The 15,919-nt window shown below is 51.6% G+C and carries 14 protein-coding genes; 11 read left to right on the top strand and 3 right to left on the bottom strand.

All coding sequences use genetic code 11. The features are described from left to right. Positions 1-59 precede the first annotated feature (59 nt). On the top strand, positions 60-1,229 hold the full coding sequence (locus ABGB15_RS03350) for a DNA repair protein (RefSeq protein WP_152082321.1): 1,170 nt from the start codon (positions 60-62) through the stop codon (positions 1,227-1,229). Here the strand turns inward: ABGB15_RS03350 and ABGB15_RS03345 are convergent, their stop codons facing one another. Then, positions 1,230-1,994, bottom strand: a complete 765-nt coding sequence (locus ABGB15_RS03345; RefSeq protein WP_313326857.1) for a siderophore-interacting protein — start codon at positions 1,992-1,994, stop codon at positions 1,230-1,232. 146 nt (positions 1,995-2,140) lie between these two features. Here ABGB15_RS03345 and ABGB15_RS03340 point away from each other — a divergent pair, with 146 nt between their 5' ends. Next, complete coding sequence (locus ABGB15_RS03340; protein ID WP_215722474.1) at positions 2,141-2,635, top strand: PadR family transcriptional regulator; 495 nt, start codon at positions 2,141-2,143, stop codon at positions 2,633-2,635. Here ABGB15_RS03340 and ABGB15_RS03335 read toward each other — a convergent pair. Then, a complete protein-coding gene (locus ABGB15_RS03335) occupies positions 2,632-4,191 on the bottom strand; it encodes a methyl-accepting chemotaxis protein (RefSeq protein WP_152082324.1) in 1,560 nt (519 codons plus the stop codon). The genes ABGB15_RS03340 and ABGB15_RS03335 overlap by 4 nt on opposite strands. Positions 4,192-4,524: 333 nt before the next feature. Next, positions 4,525-6,045 carry a PAS domain-containing methyl-accepting chemotaxis protein gene (locus ABGB15_RS03330; protein ID WP_215722473.1) on the bottom strand — a complete coding sequence of 507 codons (1,521 nt, stop codon included), beginning with the start codon at positions 6,043-6,045 and terminating at the stop codon, positions 4,525-4,527. A 434-nt stretch (positions 6,046-6,479) separates the two neighbouring features. On the opposite strand from ABGB15_RS03330, the gene ygjG reads away from it, so the two are divergent. The 9 genes from ygjG to ABGB15_RS03285 all read left to right on the top strand — a co-directional run bounded on the left by ygjG (position 6,480) and on the right by ABGB15_RS03285 (position 15,872). Next, positions 6,480-7,859 carry a putrescine aminotransferase gene (ygjG, locus tag ABGB15_RS03325; RefSeq protein WP_167515538.1) on the top strand — a complete coding sequence of 460 codons (1,380 nt, stop codon included), beginning with the start codon at positions 6,480-6,482 and terminating at the stop codon, positions 7,857-7,859. A 492-nt stretch (positions 7,860-8,351) separates the two neighbouring features. Then, positions 8,352-8,894, top strand: coding sequence for a fimbrial protein BcfA (locus tag ABGB15_RS03320; RefSeq protein ID WP_152082327.1), 543 nt, complete (start codon positions 8,352-8,354; stop codon positions 8,892-8,894). Between the two features lie 204 nt (positions 8,895-9,098). Further along, the gene (locus ABGB15_RS03315; RefSeq protein ID WP_225903434.1) at positions 9,099-9,734 is read left to right on the top strand and encodes a fimbria/pilus periplasmic chaperone; all 636 of its coding nucleotides are present in this window, start codon (positions 9,099-9,101) and stop codon (positions 9,732-9,734) included. 49 nt (positions 9,735-9,783) lie between these two features. Next, positions 9,784-12,402, top strand: a complete 2,619-nt coding sequence (locus ABGB15_RS03310) for a fimbrial biogenesis usher protein (protein WP_215722471.1) — start codon at positions 9,784-9,786, stop codon at positions 12,400-12,402. Further along, positions 12,403-13,419 (top strand): fimbrial protein, encoded by a 1,017-nt coding sequence (locus ABGB15_RS03305; RefSeq protein WP_215722470.1) that lies wholly within the window; start codon positions 12,403-12,405, stop codon positions 13,417-13,419. Between the two features lie 9 nt (positions 13,420-13,428). After that, positions 13,429-13,971: a fimbrial protein gene (locus ABGB15_RS03300; RefSeq protein WP_313326855.1), complete on the top strand. Its 543-nt coding sequence runs from the start codon at positions 13,429-13,431 to the stop codon at positions 13,969-13,971. Between the two features lie 9 nt (positions 13,972-13,980). Then, on the top strand, positions 13,981-14,511 hold the full coding sequence (locus tag ABGB15_RS03295) for a fimbrial protein (RefSeq protein WP_215722468.1): 531 nt from the start codon (positions 13,981-13,983) through the stop codon (positions 14,509-14,511). Beyond that, positions 14,477-15,214: a molecular chaperone gene (locus ABGB15_RS03290; protein WP_225903425.1), complete on the top strand. Its 738-nt coding sequence runs from the start codon at positions 14,477-14,479 to the stop codon at positions 15,212-15,214. Before ABGB15_RS03295 ends, ABGB15_RS03290 begins: the two co-directional genes overlap by 35 nt. Before the next feature lie 31 nt (positions 15,215-15,245). Beyond that, positions 15,246-15,872, top strand: a complete 627-nt coding sequence (locus ABGB15_RS03285; protein ID WP_152082333.1) for a hypothetical protein — start codon at positions 15,246-15,248, stop codon at positions 15,870-15,872. The last annotated feature ends 47 nt before the right edge of the window (positions 15,873-15,919 follow it).

Genomic DNA, 15,919 nt, shown 5'->3' with positions numbered 1-15,919 from the left:
GTAGCGTCTGTAACAACTAACCTTAACTCAAATACTTAAGCGCCAAAGCGAAAGGCATCATGAGCACACCGATCAAACGGCTAGAAATCATTAAAAATGCGATTGAACTGGAAGATGACGATATCATCCAGAGCCAGCTGACACGGCTGAAAAAGGAAGCGTTTGACGATGAGCTACAGGCAATCGTCGTGGCGCTTGAGCAGAAAAACTACACCGCCGCCATTGCGGCCATCACTGCCTGGCTGCAGGGCCAGCGCGCTATCACTCAGTGGCGCGATCCGCAGGTGGCCGCCAGCAAGCTGGAGCTTAAAGCACTGGAAGAACGCCTGCGCGATCTGATTGACCGCCGCAACGCCCGCGTGCAGCAGCTTGATGAGTTCAACGATCTCTATTTCTCCCGGCTCGGGCCGCTTATGCAGCAGATCCTCGCCCTGCGTAAAACACTGGCGGAGCTAAACCTGCGTCGCCAGCAGGCGGAGGCGCGTCGTCGTGAAGAGGATTATCGTCGCTGTCAGCGCTACATGGCGCAGGCGGTGGAGGTGCTGGCGACGCTCACCCAACGCTGGCGCGACCAACCTGCCGATTCCGTACAGGCTGCCGAGGCGCGCAAGCATCTGCAGCAGCAAAGTAACCTGATTGCCAACCTGCTGGCTGAAGCCCTGGAACTTGAGCGCGGGTTAACGCGCGAAGAGGAGCCTGCACGCCAGGCGCGCGACGAGGCCAATGAAGAGTACGAGAAATACCGCGAACAGCATCACGATGCTGAAATTCGTCTGCGCAAAGGGAAAAATCTTTCGCAGGAAGATCAGAACGAACTAAAACGGCTCTGGCGTCAGGCAAGCAAACTGTGCCACCCGGACCTGGTCGCAGATGATCTAAAAGAAGAAGCCAACACGATGATGGTGCAGCTTAACCAGGCCAAACAGCGCGGTGACGTGAAAGCCATTCGCTCGCTGGTGGCGCGTCTGCAGCAGGGCTTTGAGCCATTGATGGCAAGCGACAGGCTGAACGATCTGGAGCGTATCCGCAAAAAGATGGCACAGGTCCGCGAGCAAATCGACACCTTAGTGAACGAGCTGGCGGAGCTGGAGAAAGAAGAGTCCTGGCTGCTGGTTTCGTCGCTCAGCAATATGGAAGCGTACTTTGCTCAGCAGGAGAAGGCGCTGAAAGAGGTTTGCGCCTCGCTCGAACATCAGGTAAGCGAAGCGCAGATGGATTCGGCCGCGTAGTTATTTAGCGTGCCAGTATGCGCTGGCACGCACCAGTTGCTGATCAATCGCGTCGGTTTCAAACTGGCGGCTCAGGTTTTTCACCACCTTCCCTTCCCCGGTCAGCCAGATGAAGTAATCTTCCGACGGCACGGTCAACGCCGTCAGGTGGTCAGCCACCTTCTGCTCGCTGTGGCCCACAATCCAGGTGATGTTGAAGTCACTCAGGTGCGCCAGATAGTCCTTATAAGATTCATCACCTACGGTTACCACCGCATGGATCGCCGGGCGCACCGGCAGTTTTGCAATGCCTTCTAAACGGCGGCGCAGTGCGGGCATCCCGGACTCATCACAGACATACAACTGCCAGGCGTAATCTTCCGGCACCACCAGCGAACCACGCGGGCCGCCGATAGTCAGCTTGTCACCGGGTTTCGCCTCAACCGCCCAGTTGCTGGCGACACCGCCGTCATGAACGAAGAAATCGAGCACCAGCTCATGGTTTACCTCATCATACAGCGGCGTATAGTCACGCGCCTGCGGGCGTACACCGTCGCCCCAGTCGATGCCATCATCGGTCACCACCGGTGGTACAAAGGTTGTGCCCGGTGCCGGGAAAAAGACTTTGGTGTGGTCGTCAAAACCGCGGGAGGTAAAACCGTCCAGCGCCTCGCCGCCCAGAACAATGCGCTGGAAGCCAGCACTTACACGCTCAACGCGGAGCACGTTTAGCTCGCGAAAGCGCAGGTCATTACGGACACGTTGCGGATAACGGGTGGATGTCATTTTTATGCCCTTCTCAGGTGAATACGATATATCGAAATCAATTTTAAATGATAATGATTGCTAATAAGCAAGAATGCAAGATTTTTTAGATTGCATCTTAATATATCTTAGATATAGTTTAGATATATCAAATTGAGGGGCATACCATGCGACATGAACACGAGGGCGGCGGACGCCGACCGCGATTTTTTGGTCACGGCGATCTGCGGCTGGTGATCCTGGATATCCTGACCCGCAACGCCAGTCACGGTTACGAACTGATCAAAGAGATTGAGAACATGACGCAGGGGAATTACACCCCAAGTCCGGGTGTTATCTACCCGACGCTCGATTTTTTGCAGGATCAGACGTTTATCACCATGACGGAAGAAGAAAGTGGCCGCAAGAAAATTGCGATCACCGTAGCAGGGCAACAGTGGCTTGATGAAAACCAGGAACAGCTTGAGAACATTCAGGTGCGTATCAAAGCGCGCTGCGTCGGCTTTCAGCTACGCAAAAACCCGCAGATGAAGCGGGCGCTGGATAACTTTAAAGCCGTGTTAGACCTGAAGGTAAATCAGGGAGAACTCAGCGATGCGCAGCTTAAGCAGATCATCGGCGTGATCGACCGCGCGTCGCTGGAGATCTCTCAGCTGGATTAAGCCGGTGCGTGTTCGCTCACGCGGAAGACGCGAACCAGCTCTTTCAGGTGCATCGCCTGCTCATTCAGCGATGCCGCCGCTGCCACAGACTCCTCCACCAGCGCGGAGTTCTGTTGTGTGGTGGCGTCAATCAGGCCAATTGCACTGTTAATTTGCGAGATACCTTCCGTCTGCTCATGGCTGGCCTGGCGGATCTCACGCAGGATCACATCCATCTCCTCGACGTTACCGACCATGCCGTTGATCAAGCCGCTGGCCTTCTCTACCAGATTCATCCCGTCCTGAGTCTGGCTGGTGGAGCTTTCAATGAGCTGGCGAATTTCACTGGCTGAGGAGGCGCTTTTCTGCGCCAGCTGGCGCACTTCCCCCGCAACAACCGCAAAACCACGGCCATGCTCACCGGCACGTGCCGCTTCTACGGCGGCATTCAGCGCCAGGATGTTAGTCTGGAAGGCAATGGCGTCGATCAGGTCGATAATGTCGGACATCCGGTTTGAGGTGTCATTAATCAGGCGCATTTTGCTGGTCACCTGCTTCATCATCTCGCCGTTGTTTTTCACCACCGCAGCCGCGTCGGCAGAAAGGTTCGTTGCTTCCCCGGTATGAGACGCGGTGTTTTTCACCGTCGCAGTGATCTGCTCCATCGACGCCGCTGTCTGCTCAACAGAGCTGGCCTGCTCCTCCGTGCGTGCCGCCAGATCCTGGTTCCCCGCGACGATCTGCGCGGCCGCGCTGGAGATATTCTCCGACCCGGTCTGCACCTGCTGCACAATCTCCAGCAGACGGGTTTTCATCTCCATCAGCGCAGAGAGCAGCAGACCGGTTTCATCTTTACCGTGTGACGCAATGCTGCCGGTCAGATCCCCTTCAGCAATGGCTTCAGCGAAGGTCACTGCTTTACCCAGCGGGCGGGTTATCGAGCGCACAATGAACCAGCCAATCAGGCTGCCCACCACAACGCTAAACAGCGTGATCAGGATCAGCAGCAGGCGTTGGGTTCTGAAATCGTCGTCCACCTGCGTGCCCGCACGTTGCATCTCGCTGTTTTGAATAGCGATTAACTCCTGTACCTTCGTCTTATAGGCCTGTTGCAGGCTGAGGGTGTTGGTCATCATCTCCTGGATGGCACCCGCACGATCGTTATTCTGCACCGCCTGCAAAATACGGTAACGCGAATCCAGATACTGCTGGCGCACGCTGCGAATATCCGCCAAAACCTGCTGTGATTTGGCATCGTGCAGAGCGTTATTCAGGCCGTCCAGCAGCACGGTAATGTGCTCACTGATCTCTTTCATACGCTGCTGCGACCGGGCGGTGTATGTCCCCTGCTCGTCCAGCAGCATGAGCTGCTGTGTGCTAATAAATTCCTGGAAGTTGTCGATTAGCTGGTTCGCTTTTACCGTGGTCGGATAACCGCTGGTAATGATGGATTGCATACCGTTGTTCGCACGGTTCAGGCTCAGCAGGGACAAACTCGCACTCGCCACCATCAGGACAATAAAGAATCCAAACGCCAGAAATAATTTCGTGCCGATCTTTACGTCATGTAAGAACATATTTACTCCATCAATGTGATTATTTCTCAGACGATCATCGTTATCGGTAACCCAGGCGCTAACTTTATGACTTTGATCGTTTTTTTATTTCATAACCATCATAATGGATAGGTGCAGGCTATTAATTACGCCGTATCGATCGTTACGTGACCGCCAGAACAGGCGTATGTGAAATAGCGTCAGGAAAAACAGACTTAGGCAGGAATAAATAACCAGGCGGATTTTTTTAGTTATTTAATGTTAATTAAACAATAACCAACCCAAATAATTACAACAAACAAAAAAGCCGTTTACTCTTTCTGGAGCAAACGGCTTTACTGGAACTTTACTGAATCAATGGAGAACGGTTACCGCATCTTCAAGCCGCCCGGCACGATGCTTCACCATCGACGAGATTTTCGCACTCTCTTCCACCAGGTCGGCATTTTTCTGCGTGATGCTGTCCAGTTCCGCCACGGCACGGGTGAGTTCCGACAGGCCGGTCGCCTGTTCTGAAGTCGAGTGGCTGATCTGCGCGATAAGCTGAGTCACGTTTTTCACCTGCTCAACGATATCGTCCATCGTGCGGCCTGCGGCATGCACCTGATCGGAGCCGGATTGTACCTTGCTGGCGCTGGCATCAATCAGCTTACGAATATCGTTAGCCGCATTCGCGCTGCGGCTGGCGAGATGACGCACCTCCCCTGCCACCACCGCAAACCCTTTGCCCTGCTCGCCCGCGCGTGCCGCTTCTACGGCGGCATTCAGCGCCAGGATATTGGTCTGGAAAGCAATATCGTTAATGAGCGAGGTAATCGAGCCAATCCGCTGGGTGCTGTCGGCAATGTCATCCATCGTTTTGACTACGGTCTGCATCGCATTACCGCCTTTGGTCGCTGCGCTGCTGGCAGCCACGGAGAGCTTGTCCACTTCAGCAGCCGTCTCTGAGTTGCTTTGTACCGACGCCGCCATCTGGTTCATCGTCGCCACGGTTTGCTGCACGTTGGCGACGGTTTGGCGCGTGCGATCATTGAGATCTTCATTACCCTGCGCCAGCTTGTCACTGCCATCGCGCACGCTCACAACCTGGCTGGATACGTCATTGATCAGCCAGCGACACATCAGCCCTAACTGCCCAACCGCGCGCAGGGTCAGCCCCAGTTCGTCGCTGCGATTCAGGTGCTGCACGCTGTTGCGCTCACCGGTGGCGACCCGCAGTGCCTGACGCGCTACGTTTTCCACCGGGCGGACAATCTGCTGTTCAAAGAGCACGGTCCCCAGCAGCATCACCACGGCTGTCGCCACCAGTGAAACCCAGTCCGCAGAGGTGGCTATCAGCGTGGCGGCCAGCGCAGCAAACAGTACCGCCATCACGCTGCGCACACGCCAGCGCAACGGCATCGCCGGTAACTTCCCGAGCCAGCCCTGACGCACCACCAGCCCTTTATGGATACGTTTTTTACAGCGCCCTTCATTCAGTGCCTTATAGAGCGGCTCCACGGCGGCAATCTCTTCGGCCGTCGCTTTCGTGCGGATCGACATATAACCTGTCGCCTGACCATTACGCACCATCGGTACCGCGTTCGCTCGCACCCAGTAGTGGTCGCCATTTTTACGCCGGTTTTTGACAATCCCGCTCCACGGCTCCCCCTTTTGCAGCGTGTACCACATATCGGCAAAGGCCGCTTTCGGCATATCCGGGTGGCGCACCAGATTGTGCGGCTGCCCCAGCAGTTCCGTGAGCGAGTACCCGCTCACCTGCACAAAGGTGTCGTTGGCGTGGGTCAGGTAACTGTGGAGGTCGGTGGTCGACATTAAGGTGGTGTCATCGTCCAGAGGGTATTCATTCCGGGTGACATAAGAAGGAGAGGACATGATGGGCATCCCTTGCAGGTTATTTGAATGTTAATTTTGTGGTTTATTGTTTTTCGGCGGTAACGAATTTATCTTTAGTTGTTAAATATGATTGAGATCGCAAATTTCAGTTAAACCGCACTTTTTGCGCGCCTTTCTAATTAATTGATTTAAAATACTTTCGCTAAGAAATTACCTGGAAAGTATGATCGGTTAACGCCCACTAAAGAAGCATCCTTCGCACCACACCAGTGCAATTGACGAACTGCGTTGCAGAACCCCTCCCCGCCGCCCTGCGCCTTCATCCCGTTTGGCTTGTATAGGCATGATTAAATTTTGCGCAACATTAATTTAACCTGGCGTTTATCCCGATTTTCGTTAAGTCATCTGAAGTGGCGTAATCCCTGCAATACTTAACTCAGTATCATGTGATACGCGATCCCAGGGAGCACATTTTGAACAGGTTACCTTCCAGCGCCTCGGCTCTTGCCTGTACCGCGCACGCACTGAATCTCATTGAAAAGCGAACGCTTGATCATGAGGAGATGAAACAACTTAACCGAGAGGTCATCGACTACTTTAAAGAGCATGTGAATCCGGGTTTTCTGGAGTATCGCAAATCTGTTACCGCCGGCGGGGATTACGGAGCCGTAGAGTGGCAAGCGGGAAGTCTTAATACGCTTGTCGACACCCAGGGACAGGAGTTTATCGATTGCCTGGGTGGTTTTGGTATCTTCAACGTGGGGCACCGTAATCCAGTAGTGGTTTCCGCCGTACAGAATCAACTTGCGAAACAACCTCTCCATAGCCAGGAACTGCTCGACCCGCTTCGCGCCATGCTCGCGAAAACGCTGGCGGCCTTAACCCCCGGCAAACTGAAATACAGCTTCTTTAGCAACAGCGGCACGGAATCGGTCGAAGCGGCACTTAAGCTCGCCAAAGCGTACCAGTCGCCACGCGGGAAGTTCACCTTTATCGCTACCAGCGGTGCGTTCCACGGTAAATCGCTGGGCGCACTGTCAGCGACCGCCAAATCCACCTTCCGTAAACCGTTTATGCCGCTGCTGCCGGGCTTCCGCCACGTGCCGTTTGGTGACATCAACGCTATGCGCACCATGCTCAGCGAATGCCGTAAAACTGGCGATGATGTGGCAGCGGTGATCCTGGAGCCTGTCCAGGGGGAAGGCGGCGTGATCCTGCCTCCGCAGGGTTATCTGCCTGCTGTGCGTCAGCTTTGCGATGAGTTTGGTGCGCTGCTGATCTTCGACGAAGTACAGACCGGCATGGGCCGCACCGGCAAGATGTTTGCCTGCGAGCATGAGAACGTTCAGCCGGACATTCTCTGCCTGGCGAAAGCGCTCGGCGGCGGCGTGATGCCGATTGGTGCGACGGTCGCTACCGAGGAGGTATTCTCGGTGCTGTTCGACAACCCGTTCCTGCACACCACCACCTTTGGCGGTAACCCGCTGGCCTGTGCGGCTGCGCTGGCAACCATCAACGTGCTGCTGGAGCAAAACCTGCCTGCGCAGGCGGAGCAAAAAGGCGACATGCTGCTGGATGGCTTCCGTCAACTGGGACGGGAATACCCGGATCTGGTGCAGGATGCGCGCGGTAAAGGGATGCTGATGGCGATTGAGTTCGTTGATAATGAAATCGGCTATAACTTCGCGAGCGAGATGTTCCGCCAGCGGGTACTGGTGGCCGGAACGCTCAACAATTCAAAAACCATCCGTATTGAACCGCCGCTGACGCTGACCATTGAACAGTGTGAACAGGTGCTGAAAGCGGCGCGCAAAGCGCTGGCAGCGCTGCGGATAAGTGTGGAAGAAATGTGATAAAAGTCCTCCCTTTTGGGAGGGCTTTTTTACACCACATATATGTTAAATTCCACTTTGCAATTAAAGATTCCACATTGAAATTTTATTTTCTGCGATCCCTGCACATAATATTATCCTGAATTTAATATTAATTAAATCCCTCAGGATTCCGCTCAACAATAACCCGCACATATTATTTCAGGCTCACCCCGCGCCAGAAACCGGTAAATTCGATCAGTTAATGTGCAAATTCATTTTAAAAACTAATAAATTCTTATTTAAAATCCGTTTAAGTATTTCTAACCATAAAATACCCAGCAATAGATTGATATAATATTTTTCACCTCATAAAATATCTTTTCGAAACATCATGAGAATGTGCGAAACATACTGTGTTATATGAGCCGGTATATCAAGGACATTTAATCTAAGATATTACTTTCCTCTTAACGTTCGTAGTTTTAAATCTTGTTTCAATTTGACAGAAAACTGTTTATTAAAAGGATTTGTATGAAAAAGCATGTTTTAGCAATGGTTGTTGCTGCGGCAATGGCAAGCGGCGTAGCCGTGAATGCACAAGCTGAAAGCACAACAGTAAGCGGTGGAACCGTTAACTTCGTCGGTCAGGTTGTGAATGCCGCGTGTTCAGTCGCGGCTGACTCTGTCGACCAGACCGTTATTCTGAGCCAGGTTCGCACCGTGAAACTGACCGAAAAAGGAATGCTCGCAAATCAGAAAGAAGATTTCAACATCAAGCTGGAAGACTGCGACACTTCCGTGAGCCAGAACGCCGCCGTCATTTTCAACGCGCAGCAGGATGCAACCCAGCCGGGAGCGATGGCGAATACCGCGGGTGCGGGTTCCGCTCTGAACGTTGCTCTGCAACTGTTTGGACCTGACGGTAAAAACCTTGACCTGGGCACCACGTCCTCAGCCGTCGGTCTGATCAACGGTGAAAACATCATTCCACTGAGCGTTGACTACATCGCAACTGGCGCAGCAACGCCAGGTAACGTAGCATCCACTGCCACCTTCCAGATGGTTTATTCCTGATCCGGACGCTGTTCCTCCTCCTTCGTACACCAGTGCGGAGGAGTCATTTTAATCCAGACATTTTTACAGCGATTAAATACATAGGCTCTAACGGCATGTTTTATTCTATGTATTTAATTAAGTGATATATCAATGACACGAATTATACCATCAGCTTTTATAAATAAGCTGATTACAGGTTCTTTCTTATTTGCGACGACGGCGATGACCACCGCGCACGCGGGTGGTATAGGGCTTGGCGCAACGCGAATTATTTACCCGCAAGGCGATAAGCAGATCTCTTTGCCTGTGACGAATACGTCTGAAAGCAATGCTTTTCTGGTACAGTCCTGGGTTGCAAATGCGGATCAATCGAAGTCTACAGACTTTATCATTACCCCTCCGCTATTTGTGATGCATCCTAAAAAAGAGAACACCGTGCGAATTATGTACGTGGGCCCGGATTTGCCCACAGACAGGGAAAGCGTCTTTTTTTTCAACAGCAAAGCCATACCGTCAGTGGATAAAAGTAAATTGCAGGGAAATACGCTGCAGATTGCCACACAAAGCGTGATCAAGCTGTTTATTCGCCCCAAAAAGTTACCAACGCCTTCTATTGATGCGCCAAAAACCCTGCGTTGCCTGACGACGAACGGCAAGCTGACCATCAAAAACCCGTCGCCTTATTACGTATCACTTGTGCAGCTCAAAGTGGGAAGCACGACGTTAACAAACACCATGGTTGCGCCAATGAACAGCCTGGAGATTGCCGTTCCTGCGGGTAGCGGGGGTCAGGTCAAATTCCAGACGGTGAATGATTTTGGTGCTACTACCCCCGTTCAGTCATGCCCTGGAGCATAACTTTTCCGGAAAATAAAAGCATAGAGCGCGTTAAAGCAGGCTGAGAAAAATGAAGTATCGTAAGCAGAAGACAAAGCATGTCATTCATCATTTGGCTCCTCTCACATTGGCCATGCTGGGCGCGCTAACATCAATGAACGCAGGCGCGAATTATTATTTCAATCCGGCTTTCCTCTCAAGCGATCCTGCGGCAGTTGCTGATTTGTCACGTTTTAGTTCTTCCGGCCAGGCACCCGGCGTTTACCGGGTGGACGTGTGGCTGAATGACAATTTTTTAGCCACCCGCGACATAACTTTTAACGTCCGGAAAAGCGCAAAACCGTCGGATGATGATACGGGGCTGTCTCCCTGTTTGTCGCTGAAATCGCTTGATGCAATGGGGGTTAATGTTGATGCGTTGCCTGCCCTGAAGGAAGAAAACGCCAGCCATTGCGCCGATATTGCGTCCGCCATTCCTGCAGCCAGTACCCTTTTCGACTTTGAACGACAACGTCTGGATATCAGCATCCCGCAGGCTGCTCTGCGCAATAATGCGCGAGGTTACATCCCCCCTGAACAATGGGACGAAGGCATTAACGCTCTGATGCTGAATTATGACTTTACAGGCTCGCATAACCAAAACAGCGGCGATTATGGCTCGACCACGGATAACTATTTTCTCGGAATGAACAGTGGGATTAACCTGGGGCCCTGGCGGTTGCGGGATTATTCCACCTGGAACTACAGCAGCAGTGGCTCCAGTACCTATACCAACTGGGAGCACATTAAAACGTATGCTGAACGGGCGGTTATTCCCCTTAAAAGCAAGCTAACGATAGGCGAAAATTATACGACATCGGAAGTCTTTGATAGCCTGCCGTTTCGCGGCGTACAGATTAATTCTGATGACAATATGCTGCCGGATAGCATGAAGGGTTTTGCCCCGACTATTCGCGGTATCGCAAAATCCAATGCCCAGGTGACCATCAAGCAAAACGGTTACACCATTTATCAAAGCTATGTCCCGCCAGGGGCTTTTGCCATTAACGATCTTTATCCCACGTCCTCCAGCGGCGATTTAAACGTTGAGGTAAAAGAAGCTGACGGTACGATCAACAGCTATTCTGTGCCCTATTCTGCAGTCCCGGTTTTACAGCGAGAAGGCAGCGTAAAATACGCCGCGGCCGCAGCCCGCTATCGCAGCAGCAGTAGCCAGCAAGAGGACGTTAACTTTATTCAGGGAACGCTTATCTGGGGTTTACCTAAAGGATTTACCGTCTATGGCGGTACGCAACTGACGGAAAAATACGCCGCCTTTGCTTTGGGTTCAGGGGTTAACCTGGGCAACGTTGGCGCGGTGTCGGCCGATGTAACCAGTGCGCAAAGCGAACTGAGCGATGGTAGCTCACACAGCGGGCAATCAATACGTTTCTTATATGCAAAATCGTTAAATGGCATTGGAACAAATTTCCAGCTGTTAGGGTATCGCTACTCAACGTCGGGTTTTTATACGCTGGATGAAACGACCTACAAACAGATGAAAGGTTATATCGGCCAGGACGATCCCAATAACCGAACCGAAGACGATCGGCCAGTCTGGACGGATTATTACAATCTGTACTACACCAAACGCGGTAAACTCCAGGCGAATATATCCCAGCAGTTTGGCAATGCCGGGTCGATTTTTCTCAACGGCAGCCAACAAACGTACTGGCATACCGATGAAAAAAACACACTTATCCAGCTAGGTTATAGCGGGATGGTGGCGGGTGTAAGTTATAACCTGACCTACAACTACAATAAAGCTCCCGGTATGAGCGGAAGCGATCGGATTTACGCCTTAACGCTCTCCTTCCCACTCAATGTATGGCTCCACCCAGGTGGAGATGTGACGAAACGTTTAAATAGCATCTATGCCACCTACGGCATGAGCACCGATAACGACGGCAGAGTGACCAATACTGCGGGCATCAACGGAACGCTGCTTGAAGATAACAACTTAAGTTATAGCGTTCAGCAGGGCTATCAGAATCAGCATACCGGTGCCAGCGGAAGCGCCAGTGCCGAGTACGACAGCGCTTACGGTAATGCGAACCTGGGATATAACTACAGCCATAACGGCGATTATCAACAGGTAAATTATGGACTGAGTGGCGGTATCGTCGCCCACCGTAATGGCATCACCTTAAGCCAGCCTTTGGGGGACACCAACGTCCTGATAGCGGCACCAGGGGCCAGCAACGTTAAAGTGGAAGATGGGCCGGGCATTCACACCGACTGGCGAGGCTATGCGGTCGTGCCCTATGCCAGCGCATACCATCGTAACCGCATGGCGCTGAACACCAACTCCCTGAGTGACGACCTGGATATCGATGAAGCCGTTACGCAAGTTATTCCGACCCAGGGCGCGCTTGTACGCGCCTCCTTCAAGGCCCGCTCCGGGAATCGTGCAATGATTTCATTAATTCACGATGGGCACCCTGTGCCGTTTGGTGCCATTGTCACGCGCAGTGACGAAGGTGGAGACACTATCGTGGGTGAAAATGGCGAAGCCTATCTGTCGGGACTGGGGACAACAGGCTCCCTGACGGTGCAGTGGGGCGATACAAGCGATAAAAAATGTGTTGCTGCCTACACGCTAAATGAAACAAAGCAGTCCCTCGTACGTTTAAAAGCGGAGTGCCGATAGGTGAAATTACGTATTATTCTTTTATTACTGGCTCTTGTAACGTCAGCGGAAAGTCTGGCTGCGGTTTGCCATAATTATTCAAATAGCATTACAGTTGTAAATTACGATTTGACAACGACATTGACTAAAGAAGAAAACCAGTTGGGAAAGGCAGTTGAACTTGTTAAATCACAGGATGTGGGTGTGGAAGCCATATGTGCGAGACACCCTGATGGTGATTCTCGTACCTATCGTTCATACAAAAGTGCTTTTCCTGTTATCTTCACAGAAAATCAATGGCAATACATGAGCCTCGATCCAACCTATATCGCAGGTGCGATGCGTATTACCGATTCAGATATAGGGGATTATTATCCCCCTGCAGACTATGTTCATATGGGGAAAGACTGGAGGGTCGATCAAGAGGATATTGGCGAACCCTTCCCGGTATATGACTCCAACCTGGTGTTCAGGATAAAAATTGTCAAACCCTTTATTGGTACGGTCATTATTCCCAATAAGGTGATGTTCAATGTTTACATTACAACAGACAATACCGATCCACTGAATACTATTGTTTATCAAATAACCTACAACGGCGCTGTCACCGTACCACAAAACTGCGTCATTAATGCGGGGCAAATCATTACCGTTGACCTCGGGAAATTAAACAGCTCATCTTTCACTACCGCAGGGGAAAAACCGTATAACGCACCAGTGAAAACATTTAATGTTCCTGTTGAATGTAATGCCGATGTGATTTCACCCGCGCACCTCACGCTTCGGCTGGTCGCAACGGCAGACAGTCGCGTTAACCAGGCGCTTGCCACCGATAACAATGATGTTGGCGTCGTTGTTACGAATGATAAGGGCATGGTTATGATACCTAACGACGTTTCAAGCACGGCTGATTTTATCACCGACGATTCGGGCCATGCAGATATCACGTTAAAAACGTACCCGGTCAGTACAACAGGTAACGCCCCGGAAGAGGGTATTTTCACGGCGTTGGCTTGTTTACGTATCGATTTTGCGTAAGGGTGCTAAATGAAAAACATTTATTTTTCCGCTCTGCTCACTCTTTTTTTCTGGATGCCGCTAACGCATGCCGATGATGGCGCGTCGATAAATCTCCAGATATTCGGCACGATTATTGGTGAATCCTGTGATGTCGATGTGAACAGTAAAGAACAAACCGTCTATCTGGGTGAATTTGACAGTTCGGCGTTTCCTGCGTCAGGGACGACGTCGCCGGAAAAACCCTTCACAATTGATCTGAAGAATTGTTCGCGGGCCATCAATGGAACAAAAGTCTGGTTCAGCGGGACACCGGATATTAATAACCCCGATCTTTTATCCCTCAGCGACACGGGGAAAGGAACAGCGAGCGAAATGGCAACGGGTCTTGGTGTGGAAATTCTTAACGCTGAGCATAATCCCATTAGCATAAATAACGTGGAATCTGACACCTACCCCTTAACACAAGGCGATAATAGCTTAACGTTTAATTTACGGTATAAATCTACCCTGTCAGACGTCACGCCGGGGAATGCCACAGCCATCATGTATTTTGATTTGCTTTATCAGTAGGATGCGGAAATGAAAAAAATATCAACGATACTCTTTACCGCGCTTTCGCTGGTGGCGTTATTTTCAGAATGCATTCTGGCACACGACGGCACAATTTATATTACTGGTGTGATTCATAAAAAGACATGCAGTATTTCGCCTGACTCTCAAACTCTGACGGTCACGATGGACAACGTGCAAAGCACATATTTTACCCGGCCGGGTATGGGGGCGGATTATCACCCGTTTACCCTCAGTGTGGAAAACTGCGCAGGGACAGAAGGTTCCGTCAGTATTACCTTTGACGGCACACCAGACACGGTAAACCCCGACTTGCTGACGCTCATCGGCGGTGAAGGTTATGCAACGGGAATTGGCGTCGGTATTTATAACCAGGATAAGACGCTTATTTCCATAGGAAGCCATAGCCAGGAGACGTTGATTATTCCCAATCAGAGCGACGCGACTCTCCATTTTTACGCCCGCTATGTTGCCACTGCCAGCACCGTAACCACCGGGACGGCAAATGCCACAACGACATTTATCCTTAATTATGCGTAAACGTTCATTTGGGGCGGCGCTCCTGACGCTCTTTTTTCTGTCGCTCCCCCTGCTACAGGCGAAGGCGGGCGTGGTGATCGGCGGAACGCGTTTTGTCTATCCAGAACGAGAGAAATCGATCAGCTTTTCCGTCCGTAACCCTTCTGACGAATCTTATCTGATCTACACCAAAGTCGAGCCTGGTGGCTTATGGACGGGAGCAGATGTCCCGCACGGGCTTCAAAGCACATTTGTGGCTATGCCACAGCTGTTTTCACTGCATCCTGAACGCGAGAACACGGTTCGTCTGATCTTCACGAGTGGAGACGTGCCCGCAGACCGTGAAACGCTGTTCACCTTAAACGTTGCGGCGATCCCTTCAGCTAACCATGACGTCTCCGGTGTACAAACGGCGGTACGTTCGCGCTTTAAACTTTTTTATCGTCCTGCCGGACTCGCCGGAAAACCAGATGATGCCTACCAGGCCCTGCACTGGTCACGAAGCAAAAATAAGGTTGTCGTGAACAACCCGACGCCTTACTACGTCACGCTTTATCAGCTCAGCCTCGGAGGAAAGAGCATACCGGACGGCGGCGTTGTTGCCCCTTTCAGTGAGCGCTTACTTGATGGCTGTATCGCCCCTGGGTTATGCGAGGTTCGCTGGCAAACGATCAATGATTTCGGCCGCATTATGCCTGTTCGCACACAGACCGTTGCGTCGTAGTCCCGTTTTCTCTCTTTTACGGAATACCATAATGGAAGTCTCAACCGCCCTTCATCGCCTTTCGCTCCTGCTGGCTGCGACCGTGACTTTCTCAGCCGCAACGCAGGCAGAGCAAGTCACACCGCAGCAGATTGATCAAACAGGAAAAGCAGCAGAAACCTATTTTGCCGCCCACCCTGAAAAGATTGGCGAAACCGTCGCGACATACCTTGCCGAACATCCTGAGTTTTTAGTGGCAGCAGGCGAAAGTCTCCGTCAGCGTCAGCAGATAGCACAGCAGCAGGCGATGGTTCAAAATGCGTTGCACCACCGTGAGCAGTTACTTAACACCGGCGAACCCGTCGTCGGGCCAGCTGACGCGAAAGTCGCCGTGGTGTCTTTTGTGGACGAACACTGTGTGAACTGCAACGTCACAGAAGAGATTCTCCACGCCAACCCGGATGTCCGTTTTATCTTTAAAAAAATGCCCACTGCGGGATCGGCAGACAACGCATTACAGGAAAATGTGGCGCTGCTGAAGCAGATTGGGTTTACGAACATGCCAGCGTTTATTGTCCTGCCTCAGGAAAAAGACCCGGTGATTCAGCGCATTAGCGTTCTTTCAGGAAACATCGCCTCGGATGCAATAATCATGGCGATCCAGAAAGCCAAAGGATAAACCCGACATTTCCGCAGCCTCCGATGACGCGCTCAAGCACGTCACCG

The organism is Enterobacter sp. MALB-1 (assembly GCF_041021625.1).
GTDB classification, from domain to species: Bacteria; Pseudomonadota; Gammaproteobacteria; order Enterobacterales; family Enterobacteriaceae; genus Enterobacter; species Enterobacter oligotrophicus.
The sequence above is the reverse complement of the archived record's forward strand: the minus strand, read 5'-3'. Positions and strand labels throughout refer to the sequence as shown.

Coding starts and splice junctions, on each gene's coding strand:
- ABGB15_RS03290 (WP_225903425.1), top strand. CDS start 14,477: ATGCCACAACGACATTTATCCTTAATTATGCGTAAACGTTCATTTGGG.
- ABGB15_RS03335 (WP_152082324.1), bottom strand. CDS start 4,191: ATGTTCTTACATGACGTAAAGATCGGCACGAAATTATTTCTGGCGTTT.
- ABGB15_RS03340 (WP_215722474.1), top strand. CDS start 2,141: ATGCGACATGAACACGAGGGCGGCGGACGCCGACCGCGATTTTTTGGT.
- ABGB15_RS03315 (WP_225903434.1), top strand. CDS start 9,099: ATGACCACCGCGCACGCGGGTGGTATAGGGCTTGGCGCAACGCGAATT.
- ABGB15_RS03300 (WP_313326855.1), top strand. CDS start 13,429: ATGAAAAACATTTATTTTTCCGCTCTGCTCACTCTTTTTTTCTGGATG.
- ABGB15_RS03285 (WP_152082333.1), top strand. CDS start 15,246: ATGGAAGTCTCAACCGCCCTTCATCGCCTTTCGCTCCTGCTGGCTGCG.
- ABGB15_RS03350 (WP_152082321.1), top strand. CDS start 60: ATGAGCACACCGATCAAACGGCTAGAAATCATTAAAAATGCGATTGAA.
- ABGB15_RS03320 (WP_152082327.1), top strand. CDS start 8,352: ATGAAAAAGCATGTTTTAGCAATGGTTGTTGCTGCGGCAATGGCAAGC.
- ABGB15_RS03310 (WP_215722471.1), top strand. CDS start 9,784: ATGAAGTATCGTAAGCAGAAGACAAAGCATGTCATTCATCATTTGGCT.
- ABGB15_RS03330 (WP_215722473.1), bottom strand. CDS start 6,045: ATGTCCTCTCCTTCTTATGTCACCCGGAATGAATACCCTCTGGACGAT.
- ABGB15_RS03295 (WP_215722468.1), top strand. CDS start 13,981: ATGAAAAAAATATCAACGATACTCTTTACCGCGCTTTCGCTGGTGGCG.
- ABGB15_RS03345 (WP_313326857.1), bottom strand. CDS start 1,994: ATGACATCCACCCGTTATCCGCAACGTGTCCGTAATGACCTGCGCTTT.